This window comes from Scytonema sp. UIC 10036 (assembly GCF_009725235.1).
On sequence record NZ_WJFC01000127.1, the window covers coordinates 23,054 to 36,302 of the forward strand.

General features: G+C 40.8%; 9 protein-coding genes. 4 read left to right on the top strand and 5 right to left on the bottom strand.

Going from position 1 to position 13,249, the window contains the following annotated elements; genetic code table 11:
• Positions 1 to 246: 246 nt before the first annotated feature.
• Genes cas8a1 through cas6 form a run of 3 tightly spaced genes read right to left on the bottom strand, consistent with a single transcriptional unit; the run spans position 247 to position 4,869 of the window.
• A complete protein-coding gene (gene cas8a1 / locus F7734_RS40005; protein WP_166482444.1) occupies positions 247 to 1,797 on the bottom strand; it encodes a type I-MYXAN CRISPR-associated Cas8a1/Cmx1 in 1,551 nt (516 codons plus the stop codon).
• On the bottom strand, positions 1,794 to 4,211 hold the full coding sequence (cas3, locus tag F7734_RS40010; RefSeq protein WP_155749978.1) for a CRISPR-associated helicase Cas3': 2,418 nt from the start codon (positions 4,209 to 4,211) through the stop codon (positions 1,794 to 1,796). The genes cas8a1 and cas3 overlap by 4 nt, the downstream gene beginning before the upstream one ends.
• Positions 4,204 to 4,869 carry a type I-MYXAN CRISPR-associated protein Cas6/Cmx6 gene (cas6, locus tag F7734_RS40015; RefSeq protein ID WP_155749979.1) on the bottom strand — a complete coding sequence of 222 codons (666 nt, stop codon included), beginning with the start codon at positions 4,867 to 4,869 and terminating at the stop codon, positions 4,204 to 4,206. The genes cas3 and cas6 overlap by 8 nt, the downstream gene beginning before the upstream one ends.
• A gap of 991 nt (positions 4,870 to 5,860) precedes the next feature.
• Between cas6 and F7734_RS40020 the strand changes: the two genes are divergently transcribed.
• The 3 genes from F7734_RS40020 (at position 5,861) to F7734_RS40030 (ending at position 9,028) form a co-directional block, all read left to right on the top strand.
• The gene (locus F7734_RS40020) at positions 5,861 to 6,724 is read left to right on the top strand and encodes a glycogen/starch/alpha-glucan phosphorylase (protein WP_347566363.1); all 864 of its coding nucleotides are present in this window, start codon (positions 5,861 to 5,863) and stop codon (positions 6,722 to 6,724) included.
• A 151-nt stretch (positions 6,725 to 6,875) separates the two neighbouring features.
• Positions 6,876 to 8,360 carry an IS200/IS605 family accessory protein TnpB-related protein gene (locus F7734_RS66400; protein ID WP_155749980.1) on the top strand — a complete coding sequence of 495 codons (1,485 nt, stop codon included), beginning with the start codon at positions 6,876 to 6,878 and terminating at the stop codon, positions 8,358 to 8,360.
• Positions 8,361 to 8,500: 140 nt separating this feature from the next.
• Positions 8,501 to 9,028, top strand: a complete 528-nt coding sequence (locus F7734_RS40030; RefSeq protein ID WP_347566364.1) for a glycogen/starch/alpha-glucan phosphorylase — start codon at positions 8,501 to 8,503, stop codon at positions 9,026 to 9,028.
• A gap of 457 nt (positions 9,029 to 9,485) precedes the next feature.
• On the opposite strand, the gene F7734_RS40035 is transcribed toward F7734_RS40030, so the two are convergent.
• Together F7734_RS40035 and F7734_RS40040 are read right to left on the bottom strand one after the other, a co-directional pair.
• The gene (locus F7734_RS40035) at positions 9,486 to 9,848 is read right to left on the bottom strand and encodes a hypothetical protein (protein ID WP_155749981.1); all 363 of its coding nucleotides are present in this window, start codon (positions 9,846 to 9,848) and stop codon (positions 9,486 to 9,488) included.
• Between the two features lie 357 nt (positions 9,849 to 10,205).
• Positions 10,206 to 11,186, bottom strand: a complete 981-nt coding sequence (locus F7734_RS40040) for a CorA family divalent cation transporter (protein ID WP_155749982.1) — start codon at positions 11,184 to 11,186, stop codon at positions 10,206 to 10,208.
• A 200-nt stretch (positions 11,187 to 11,386) separates the two neighbouring features.
• On the opposite strand from F7734_RS40040, the gene F7734_RS40045 reads away from it, so the two are divergent.
• Positions 11,387 to 13,249 (top strand): PAS domain-containing sensor histidine kinase (locus F7734_RS40045; protein WP_155749983.1); only part of this gene is annotated, 1,863 nt, incomplete at its 3' end.

Genomic DNA, 13,249 nt, shown 5'->3' on the forward strand with positions numbered 1-13,249 from the left:
CTCGTTAAATTTTAGAGAATGTTTGAAAAGTGATTAACTGTCATTTTAATAACAGTACTACCCCCCTTAGTCCCTCCTTGTAAAGGGGAGAAATAAGAGAAATTTAGTTCCGCAAGGGGTAAATAAGAGAAATCTAGTTCCCTCCCCTTTGCAAGGGGAGGGTTAGGGTGGGGTAAAAATATTTGATACATCAATCATAACTTTTCAAACATCCTCTTAGAGCTTTGTGATAGAAAAACGAGAGAGTTAAAGAATATCGGGAGCGTTTTCTTCATCAAAAGTATCATCAACAGGATCGCCTTCATCAAAATCATCTTTATCTCGCTCGAAACTTCCTGTCCCTTTATAACTAGCTAATGCCAGTAAGGCTAAATCTCTTGATTTCTTCCAATTTTTCTCTAACATCACAAATTCTATTAATTCTTCCCAATGCTTCTGCAAAGTTGGTATTTTTCCGGCTCTTGACCAAAAATCTGTAATAAATTCTCGAAAGCTATCAGAATTTTTACATCGACCTAAGCCCGATCTAATACGTATAGTTTCACGGTCAAAGTTAGGTGTTTCTCCTCTTTTTTTTGCTATTGTTGAGATTTTTCCAAAAGTATAACTAATGGCTTCATGGCAAGCTTTCACAAAGAGTTTTTCCCGCTCGTCAGATTGAATTTTTTGAATCACTTGATATAGTCCTCCCCTTTCGTAAGCTAACTTTTGGAAAAGCTCATTACTATTTACTTTCTCCGAAATTCCAGAATACCAAGGTAAATTTTTGGCTAAATTTTCAGCAATTAATTCCTTTGCAAAGCTTGTAGCAACAAATCCACCCTCTTTACCTGCGATCGCTTTATCTTGCAACCAAGCATTACAAACTTGATAGTTATGGCAATTCTCAGCAGTTGCTTCCACTACATACATATCTGTACGAGTTTTTTGTTGAGTCGCCCATGCAACAGTTCCCAATGTCAAAACCTGACAGCGCTGTATACCAAAAGTTTGAGTAATATTAACAGTTGCGTCCCTTGTTAAAAATCTCAAACCAGCATCACCTAAACCAGAAGCATGAAAATCTTTATAAATGGCATTTCGCAATTGCTGATTTTGCCGATATTTTGCATACTTTTCTAAATCGGTAATTTCTGGAATAACTAAAGCGTACTGGGCGCGTTTGTCTCGCAATTTTGAACGAAGAATATAGTAATAACAGGCAACAGGCGCAAATAATAAAATAAAAGCATTCTCCGGGTTCTCCTCAAAACTCGTATCGGCACTAAAAGCAATATGTCTGACGGCTGCACCAGGATTTAACCACCCAGCAACACTAATTGGATGAGTTAAGAATTGTCCATTTTTGTCGCATAAATTTTCCGCAAATTCTTGATATGTATAGCTTTTTAAACTTTTGTATTTGACTGGAATTTCTGGCTCATTCTCCCCTAAAGATAAGGATTTTGTCACAACTCCATCGGATTTGTGGGTACTGGTATGCTGTAAAAGAGTCCCTAAAATTCCTTGATGGACTATTACCTGTGCATCCTCGCGCATGGATTTTGTATCTAATCCGCGTAATGCGATGATGCCATCATTTAATTGAAAAGACTCTTTCAGAAACCATTCCAATGTGTCTCTATCGTTTCCATTCCAATTTAAATTGACTTTGCGTTTGCTAAGCTGCCAATTGAATCCAGATGGTACTTCAGCTTTTTCTTTTTCTAATTGCTTTAACGTCATCCACAATCCAGCTAAACCAGCACGATGCAACAAGGTAAAACAAGGATTACCCAAATCAAATTCTAAATTCACTGTTCTGCTCCTACCTCTTCACTGTAGGGAATTCTGCCTTGTGGTGTTACAGGATAAAATCCTATACGTTTCCAGGTATAATAATCTGATTCAGATTGAATATTGATGGGTACTGTCCATTTCTGTGCTTCTTGTTTAAATAACTTCATCCGCGACGTATTCTGATGTTTTTGTAATAGTTCCTGCTCTTTCTGCTGAGCGATTTTCCAAATTTCTGGTTCATCTTCACCCAAAATTACAGTAAGTGTATATCCTGGTTCCCGTAAAAAATTTGGATTTGTACACCAATTATCTTCCAGCCAATTGGATTTAACGTCTTGAATTTCTTCAGAATTAAGACTTGCTGCAAATTCTGCTAAATCTCGTTGTGAAATGCCTGTCTTTTCCGAAAATTCTTGAATTAACTGCTTCCCTGTAAAGATTTCTACTTTATCATATGGATTCGGATTATCCCAAGGATAAACAATTGCTAGTTTTGCTCCTTCTTCTGGTTTACTCATCCTGCGGTTAAGTCGTCCCAATCGTTGAATTAAAGCTGCTGCAGGAGCGATCGCAGAAATTAATAAATCAGCACTCAAATCTAAAGACATTTCACAGACTTGGGTAGTAATAGCCAAAATAGGTTTATCTTGTTTGAATGCTTCAATGACAGCTTGATGTTTTTTCACCCTGTCTTTGTAACGGAATCGACTGTGATAAATTAATGGAGCAATGGCAAATTCTGGTAATTGTTCGGCAAGCTTTATTTGTGCAGTCCGATGAATTGCAATACAAGTTTTTACCGAGTTAGTTACCCATAAAACTTTTTGTTTGTTTCTTAAAGCCTCAATAACAGGTTCCCAAACTTCCGTTAGTTCCTCAAAGTTACTGACTTCGGGAATATAAGCGATGTCATAACGGGGCAATTCTTCTAATTCTTTTGGTCCTGGAATTGGCTCTCCTAAATCTTCTCCCTGTTCTACCAAGACTTGTTGAATCGCTGACAACTGTTGGGGACTAAAACTGGCACTCATTAATAAAATTGGCGCACCTCTAAAAGCTTTCAGAAACTTTAATAAGGCTCCAAACAGACGCGGATCAAAAGCATGAACTTCATCAAACACAAAAGCAGCTTGTGCCAGTGCAGACCATGAATAAAGCGGTTTGCGATTATTTTGAATTAAACCTAACACTGAATCAACTGTACAAACAATCAATTTTTTGCGCCAAGCTTGAAAAGCCATTAGCTTAGAATCGATGCTTTCACGATCGTCTTCATCTCCAGAAAATAGTAATTCTCTGTCTAAATCAGCACGAGAATGCATTAAAGCGGCTTCAATGTCTGTCTCAAATGCATAGTCTATATAACCTTGAGATGCTGTACCTGTTGTTGGATAGGAGAAAAATAATTTACGCCCGACAGCCCATTTTTCTGCCCAAGCATATGCTGCAACGGTTTTTCCCGTTCCACAACCAGCCTTCACCAACGTCACCCGATGCTTGGATTTAGCAATTAACTCTTGAAATGGTCGTAATTTTTTACCCTTCAAACGTTGTTTGACTAGGTTATTTAACTCTTGCTTTGAAAGTTGTAGTGATAAGACTTCTTCAATCCATCCTTGAAAGTCTTCCTCTACTTCATGAAGTGCAGAACCAGCTAAATCTGCGGCGATTACTGTTGCTTTGACTGCTGCAATAAATTTTTGTTGCTCCCAATCAGGTTCAAAACCATTAAATTCATTGCGTAAATTTTTTAAAGCTGTTAATAATTGCTTGTCAGTCCAAATTATCGTCGGAAATTCCGGTAGTTGTTTGGGCAATCCCAAATATTGACTACCCATTTTTAGAACTGCTTGAAAATCGGAATGAGTGGTGTATATTTTTAATTCATCTCCCGTACCAGAGGGAATTTCCGCAATATAACCCGATGGCGTCCCATTTTTATCTAACCCAATTTTTAAATGATGTCCTATCGCCGCCCAAACTGCAATTGTTAAATTTGCGTTGGGACACTTTTCTAGCCATTCTCGAAAGCAGGGAACTTGTAGTGCCAAAATGCCGCTAATCACTTCATGACGCAGCATTTGTTTATCTGAATGTGCTTTTGAAGATTGAATAATCTTCTTTCTATAATTTTGAATGTTTGTGTCTGGCGATCTTGGATCGATGGTTTTTAAGTAAACCATTTCTTGAAAATGTTGATTAGCTTTACCCCAATCGTGTAAATATGCACCCAATTTGACTGTGGCTGCCAAGGAATCTAAACCAATATGCTGTATTCCCAATTGTTCGAGAATAGTCATACCCAATTTATCTACCAAAACATCAGCTGCTTGCATGACAAAACTGATATGTCCGGTGTACGTTGCAGCACCTTTTTTTCTCGGATCGTTTTCTCCTAGCTTGCAAGACTTAGCCAGCAATCTTTTAAACATTTTTACCTCCCTTACAAGGTAAGAAATATCCACAACCCATGTGTCTTTTACCACCAATTCCCCATTGTTGTAACTTGATAGAATCGTCGTCACTCAAACCAGAAACTTCCGTTGTAAAACCCACTATCGTATAACGTTTAACTTTGATAGTTTTGCGACAGAATTCACCCTGTCTATCTTTGGGAATGGAAATTTGAGCAGAAATTCCCAAATCATCAAGTTGACGTTGTGCTGTTACTAAAAACGATTGAGGCTCGCTATGTCCTTTAATGACAACAATTCTAGACTTGAGTTTGCTAGCAGGTTTCAATGTAAATATTTCGGGAATACCAATTTGAATTTCATGTATTCCCAAACGAATAGATTTTCCAGCCAACTTATAAGCCAAGGGAATTAACGGGATTGGTACGCGAACGCGCAAACACGAATATTCGTTCAGAATTATTTTCCCTTGTTTGTCGGGAAAGCCAGGAACAGTCAAAATACTGACAGTTTTCTGCTTGCGTATTTCTGAATCAAGATTAACCCAACCACAAAAGAGTGCATAGCCATGATCCGCAGGTAAATATTTTCCTCGCACTGGAAAACATAGCTCAACGAATGGCTCAAGCCCTAAATCTACATCCTGAGACGCCGAAAAACCCACAGATGCAATCATTTTAGGATTCCCCCATATTCAATTATTCAGACAGCGATCGAAATTCCAAGTAATGTTCAAAACCTAAAAAGGCATCTGAGGGAAGAAAGAACACATAATTTTGAGATTAACTCTTGAAGTTGTCGCGGTTAGTAACGCTATCCTCTGAGCTAAAACTAAAATTTCTATTTAACTCGTTTTTCGCAACTTGAAACATCGATAAATTATTATTTGCACGAAAAAGACATTCTGTCAAGTACTATTTGAATTCTGTTTATCGCCTAACGGCATCTTAGGTTAGGAGCGAGAAGGGTAATGTTAAGCCCATCCGCCCTGTATCGCTTAGAGGCTCTACACCTTGGCAACGTGAAAGTGCTCAACGCCAGATGGTGACTTGGTGTCCAACGGCATCGAAGTTTTTAAAACCCAAACTTATAATAACTTAGAAACTGAGAGGTCTATTTAATTTTCTTTGTTACTGAAAACTGCAAGCATCTCTTTTTGTGAAACCCGATTTGCAAATAAAAGTAGATGTAAGTCTTATTTGGTAAGTGTTTGAACTGAGAAAAATTACGATAAGGTGCTTGCAAAATGGTTATATCGCTTGTATCATAAGAACTGTAGCATTTGCTCAATAAATAGCTCTACGCTCCGTAGCCAGTGTTTTACCTTTGATAGCCGATAGGCGTTGAGCACTACAGCATTTCAAAAGTCACGCTCAATGTATTAAATATTTCTTACCCCACCCTAACCCTCCCCTTGTAAAGGGGAGGGAACTAAATTTCTCTTAATTTCCCCCCTTTACAAGGGGGGATAATGGGGGGTAATAATGTGAGAAAAATGACATTGAGAGTTCAGGTAAATTCAGGTTAAGTCGAGAGATCGACAAAAGTAGCAACAGGAGCAATGACAAGATGATTGTGCTCCCTTGGCTAGAGGCGTTGAAACCACAATTCCCTCTAAAGTTATATAGGTTCGAGAATAAATTCCCCGTTCATTAGGAATTGTAACCATGAGTAATGGCAACAGCTCGACAAAGCACAATGGCAAATATGCTCCTCATTGGAAAAAGCACATCCATCGTACAGAACAAGTTCCCATTCAAGTGCAGGACGATCGCACTGGAATGGATATCGAAACACTCAAACGTGCTTTTTTAGACAACCTTTACTACATCCAAGCAAAAAATAAAGGTTGGGCAACAGCACATGACTTTTTCATGGCACTATCCTATACTGTTCGCGATCGCTTGCTGCATCGTTGGATTAGAACTGTCGAGCAAACCTACTTTCAACCAGATGTCAAAGTCGTATGCTATTTATCGGCTGAATATCTCATCGGACCACAACTCAGTAAAAATCTAACAAATGTCGGCATATACGAGCAAGCCCGACAAGTGGTGCGGGAGTCAGCAGGCTTAGATTTATACGATTTGCTCGAACAGGAAGATGAACCGGGATTGGGTAACGGTGGATTGGGAAGACTCGCTGCTTGTTTTTTGGATTCTCTCTCAACTTTAGAAATTCCCGCCATTGGCTACGGTATCCGCTACGAGTACGGCATTTTTCAACAAACCATTCGCAATGGTACACAAGTAGAAGTACCAGATCGCTGGTTGCGCTTTGGCAATCCTTGGGAAATTCCACGTCCCGATTACACTGTAGAAGTCAAATTTGGCGGACACACAGAAGCATATACCGATGAACGGGGACGCTACCAAGTGCGTTGGATTCCCCAAAAAACTATTCTGGGGACGCCTTACGATACTCCGATGGTGGGCTACAACACAAACACAGTCAACACTTTGCGTTTGTGGAGTGCCAAAATAAATTTCATGAAAGCTCTGATAAATCTGAAAGAGAAAACCGAAGCATGACTGAGTTGAGGTAGTAAAATATTTTAGCTCTTGATGTAATTGTAAATATCTATTATGTTTTCTTTGCTTGAGGTGTTAAATGATCTAAATTGATTAGAGAAAATCAAATTTATACAGCCAAAGCAGTATTAACACAGGAGGTGATAATAGCGTGGCACTCAGAAAACAGAAGGGACATTTCTTGATTAATGAAGCCATGGTCGGTGTAATTGAAACAAAACACCCTGGTTATGTAGAGGCAACACAAAAGCTATTTAATTCAGTTGTGATGTTTTATGTGAAGGTGATGGGAGTAGATGTAGAAAAATGCCTGAGTGTATCCGTATCAGATTTATACCAAGTCTATGAATCTCTAACTATTACAAATAAAAAACGGGCTGAGGTGCCACATCCGATACCTTTTAAAGATGTTCCCAAAGATTTCAGACGTGCTGCCATCAAAAAAGCGTTCGGCATTGTTAAATCTCATGATAGTAATTTAAAACGTTGGCAACAACGCATTGAGAGAGCAAATCAAGCTAAAACACTCAAGAAAAAAACTCGACTCAAAAAGAAAGCAGGAAAACCCCCAACATTACCGACATCAACTAATTTCCCTACACAGTTTTACTCTTCGATGTTTGAGCAAGATACAGGCGAATCTATAGTTGTAAAGCTGTGGACTGGTTCAAGTTGGGTGAAAGAAAAATTCCTCTACAAGTGTCGAGAATTACCATTGGGCTATCAAAAAAGTACAATGTCACTGATGATATCAAATGGTAATCTTAACATATGTTGGGTGATTCAAAAACTCACTCCAAGTCAGGGGAAATTAGATGAGCAGATTCAAGCTTATGGCAAACTCCGAGTTCTCAGCATCGATTTAAATTTATCCGACCCAATCGTCGTTGCCAAGGTGCTAGAAGGGTACGAAGATACGGGCGTTGTTGAAGAAATAACCACTCTTCGCCTTCAAGGAAACAATCGCTTATCTCATCTTAGGAAGCGCTACCTAGGACTAATTGCCAAAGCTAAAAAGCTCACGAATACGCATACAGAGTTAGGGAATTCACCGCCAAAGCGAATGTGTGCGACTTTGTGGGAGCGAATCAAAAATCTTGAGAAAGATTTGATTGAAAAAATCTCAAATACTCTTGTAGAGTTCGCTCTAAAATATCAGTGTCAGTTAATCGTTTTTGAAAACTTAAAAAGTTTAAAAGCTCTCAAAGGTAAATACTCACATCGGAGTAATATCAAGCGTTCAAACTGGATAGCAAAGAAAATTCAAAAACGAACTGAACACAAAGCGCTGGCACGTTATTCGATTTATACAACACGCATTAACCCTGCTTACACTTCAATCACTGATGCGTTTCTGGGTGGGAAATGCCTACGTGGTTCTCAAGTCGGAAGTTTAAACTTATACTTGTGGAGCGAGAGAGGTTTAGGAAAGTTGGTCAAGACTCCAGAGGGGAAAATTTATGACTCTGGGGATAACGCGGCTAGAAACATCGCCTTAAAATATCTAGCCAGCAAGTTTAAAAAGCCTGTGGTCTTAAAACACCCTGGTTTGGTCTCGGGTTGTGTGGCGTGGTTGCCGTTGCCTGATGCCAAGGGAACTGTGCTGATTCCCAGTTGGTGTGCGCTCTCCGTGTAGCTAATTGCTACTAGATACCCAATCAATATAGTAGCCGCCAGTTCGGTCGTCTATGCTTGGGTGTATCAGAAAGGCCAATTAAGATGAAATATTTGATAAGGTTTGTGAACTTTGTTAGGTATTTTTACAGCACAAGTAACATGAAATTTGCCATGAATGGTACACTTACCATCGGAACTCTCGACGGCGCAAACATTGAAATTCGCGATCGCGTGGGACACGAGAATTTCTTTCTTTTCGGGCTGAATGCGGGGGAAGTCATGCAGAGGAAAGCGCAAGGCTACCATCCTTGGGACTATTACAACAGCAATCCCCAACTCAGACAGGCGATCGACCAAATTGCATCGGGTTACTTCTCCAAAGGAGACAGCAATTTGTTCAAACCACTTGTGGAATCCCTAAAGAACCAGGATGACTATATGTTGTTTGCAGATTACCAATCCTATGTTGAGTGTCAGCAACAAGTCGATGAAGCTTACCGCGATCGCGATACCTGGTGGCGAAAATCAATTCTCAACTCAGCCCGCACCGGATACTTTTCTTCCGATCGTACAATTGGCGAGTATGCGCGAGATATTTGGCAAGTTCAGTCAGTCCCGGTAACTCTAGAAGACGAGCAAGAAGAGAACGCAGCAATACAACTCAACGTGCAACCTGCAACAGTATAAAGTAGGTAGGGCTAAAGCCCACCAATGCAACTATGTCTTATCGCCTCGTTCCGCTCGCCTCGTTCCCAGGCTCTGCCTGGGAATGCCAGAAGGGAGGCTCCGCCTCATAAGATCGCGAGACAGCAGCCTACCAGTCAGCATTTCCAGCTAAAAACACTGGATCGAGAGAGGAAAAACCGTAAAGACGAGCCAGTGCGTTGGACGGGTTCCCCGGCTTGAAGCTCCGGGCGTCGCAAAGAGCGCGAAGGGGATACAAAGTCTCGTTCGCCCCTCAACTCCTCATCTCTTTTCTCTGGGATCTGGAGCGTACTCTGTGGTTGAAAAGTCATTTATTTAACCGTCGAGACGAAGAGTACGCAGAGGGTTAGTTTGTATTAGCGATGCATGCGCTAAAGCGCAACTACGAACAAATTCTCAATCGAGGAAACATTGAAATTCGCGATCGCATGGAATATAGTTAGCTGCTTTTTGAGTGCAAAGCGACACGTTCCAGTTTTCTTATGACACGGTGTCGTGGTTCGGTCATTAGGAAGCTCACAAGGTCCACAAGCTGCAAAATGCTCACTCCACTGGTACTGGTGTTGCCATAGTTGTCAGCGACTCTCTCAGTCCACTGCTGAAATTTATCAAGCGACCAGTTATCAACAGTTTTAGCAATGCAGCCAATTAAAACATCATACCCTGCTTCTTTTGGGAACCCAGCAAGCGTTGCTGCAGCTTCACAATCTTTGCGACAACTAGCGATCGCCCGTTCAAAATCCTTTGTCTCAAGCTCAATTGTGTCAATCGGAATTGTACTATTCAAAGTGTTAACAATCATGAGATTGATTCCTGGGATTGCTGTTTACAAGTTTAGGGAGGCTGTTTTTTCTCCCAAAGTAAAGGTCTACGATTGTGCTTGCAGTAATGCACCCAAGAAGCTTCTGATGTGTTAAACAACTCCAAAAATTAAATATGCATGGCATACAATCCTCGTAGAGACGCTTCAAATAGCGCGTCTTTTTCACCATGGCACGCTTTTTTCGGAAATTATTGTTGTATAACTTTTGTCATTTATTAAGTATACTGTTTTTGTCACTCACTCTAGAAGTTCATTCTACTCCAGCAATTATTCTTAACAATAATGGCACTTTCGGTACATCAAGCTTTGCAATTCCAAAGGAATCGGGCTTTTCACCTATAACCAGCGTTGTTGTTTAGCATATGCAATACTACCAATCACAATTAATGCCATTACAGTTATCACGGTAGGATAAGCCCAAGGTTGCTCTAATTCCGGCATATATTTAAAGTTCATACCATATAACCCAGCAATAAAAGTAATTGGTAAAAATATGCTTGAGAGCATAGTGAGACGATTAATTCGTTCGCTAGTTTTGCTGGCAATGTTATCGCGTTGGATTTCCATTAATTCTGACATCCAGGCTCTTAGTGCTTGGTATTCTTGCCAAAGGTTATCAACTTGATGAATTAATTCTTCATTAAATAATGCTTTTACTGGTTGGGATAACCAGTGAAAATCTTCGTCATTCATCATGGCTAAAAGTGATTTAATGCTTTGAAAATTTCTCCGAACAAAACGAGTTGATTGCCTCATTTTAGCAATTTTTTGATATGTTAACTCATCCCCAGAATTTTCTAAAACTTCATCTTCTAAATCATCAAGCTGTATGGAAATATAATTAAACACATTATGGTAATTGCTGAAAATATCTTTAAAGATGAGATAAAAAAGGTGGTCGATTCTCAAACTAGCTAGTTCTGTACTATGCTTTTCAAGTTTGTTAATGAGTAAATTAAATATTTTGACTTCAGCGATTTCAAATGTTATGATAAAATTAGTTCCAACTACAATACTGCCACGAACTACTTCAAACTCCTGCTCTTTCATTTCAGGAGTCAATATTTCATAGCTGTTAAATAAACAATCTTCTATGTCTTGGTCAACTCCTATAGGGGAAGAGTTAAAGATCGTGTTAACACGGGATGGATTGAGTCCAAAGTGTTTGATGATTTTGGCGATTCCAGTGCGATCGCGAAAGTGAATACAGCGCAGCCAGATATTTTGAGAACCATTAATCTTTTTCAGGACAGTCTCGACATCCCAACTCGCGAACGAATCTATGTGATTCTGAGCAAAGGTAAGGAGAATTAACATCTAGCAATCCTCTGACTATCTACTCAGGTTATAGCAATTCCCGCGCATCTTTGAGACAAATCCGATCCCCTTAATTAAAAGGGGTTAGGAAGATCCTATGTAGCTATCTTGTAGTGCAATGTATACTTATTCGGCTGGAAAAGACCGTGTTAAGATAAAAGATTTAAACAAAACAATATTGTAATTGACTCGGTTCAAATATGCAAAAAAATTTATTTGCAGGTGATGGGGAGATGTGTACCTTAATGCGATCGCACGACTGGTCACAAACGCCACTGGGACCTGTAGAACAGTGGCCGCAAAGTTTGCGTACTACAGTGAGCATTTTATTAAACTCTCGCTACCCCATGTTTATCTTTTGGGGACCTAATCTGGTTAAACTTTATAATGATGCCTACCGCCCCGTTTTAGGATTGACAAAACACCCGAAAGCATTGGGTCGCCCTGCACCTGAAGTTTGGCCAGATATTTGGGATGCAATTGGACCAATGGTGGATAGGGTCATAATTAACGGGGAATCAACCTGGTCGGATAATTTTCAGCTGTTCATGCATCGCAGCGGTTATTTAGAAGAAACCTACTTCACCTTCTCCTACAGCCCAATTCGAGATGAGACAGGCGGAATCGGTGGTTTGTTTTGTGCCTGTACGGAAACAACAAAACAGGTTTTGATCGATCGGCGGCTTCGTACTTTGCGCGATCTAGGGGCACAAGCAGGTAAAGCAAAAACGGCTGAAGCCGCTTGTGAAATTGCCATAACAACTTTGGCAAACAATGCAGCTGATATTCCATTTGCACTGCTTTACTTAGTAGAGACTGAAGGAAAGTATGCTTATCTGGCAGGAAGCACGGGTTTGGAACCAAATACACCTGCTAGTCCAAATTTCATCGAACTTTCGGATTTAACAGAATCGTCAGGTTGGCCTTTGGCAAAAGTAGCACACACCTCTAGGCTAGAGCGAATTGAAGATGCGATCGAGCGGTTTGGCGAGTTAAACATTGGTCTTTGGGAAGAACCCTCCCATACGGCTTTAGTTTTACCTGTAGCATCTCCCGGACAGGATCGTCCTGCGGGCTTACTAGTGGCAGGCATTAGTTCTCGTCGCGCTCTTGACGATGATTACCAGGGATTTTTGGAACTGGTGGCAGGACAAGTGGCATCAGCGATCGCCAATGCTCGTGCCTACGAAACCGAACGCCAACGGGCAGAGGCTCTAACAGAAATCGATCTCGCCAAAACAGTTTTCTTCAGCAATGTTTCCCACGAATTCCGCACGCCCCTTACCCTCATGTTAGCTCCTCTAGAGGATGCCTTAACCGACACGACCAGTCCATTACCGCCCGCGCAACGCGATCGCATAGAAATTGTACAGCGTAACAGTATGCGCTTGCTCAAACTCGTCAACACGCTGCTTGATTTTTCCCGCATAGAAGCCGGACGAATAGAGGCAGTCTATGAGCCAACAGATTTGCCAACATTTACAGCTGAGCTTGCCAGTACATTTCGCTCCTTAATTGAACGCATGGGAATTTCTTTGGTAGTAGATTGCCCCCCTTTGTCCGAAGCCATTTATATCGATCGCGAAATGTGGGAAAAGATTGTGCTAAATTTGTTATCCAATGCATTTAAGTTTACATTTACCGGCACAATTACTGTTCGCTTACAAGGTTTTGCCGACGGCGTTGAACTAGCAGTGGAAGATACGGGAATTGGCATTCCTACCGATGAAATTTCCCATCTCTTTGAACGGTTTCACCGCGTTAAAGGTGCTCGAGGGAGGAGTTTTGAGGGATCGGGCATCGGCTTGTCGCTCGTGCAGGAGTTAGTTAAACTCCATGGTGGTAGCGTTAGTGTAACCAGTCAATTGGGACAGGGCAGTTGCTTTACAGTCTCAATTCCTACAGGATTTGCTCATTTGCCCATCGAAAGGATCGGCGCATCTCGCACCTTGGCATCAACAGCAATGGGAACTATGCCCTATGTTGAAGAAGCCCTGCGCTGGTTACCCCCAGAAGAGGGGGGGAATGAACAATTACTCCCCCACAGCCCCCAACCCCAAAGG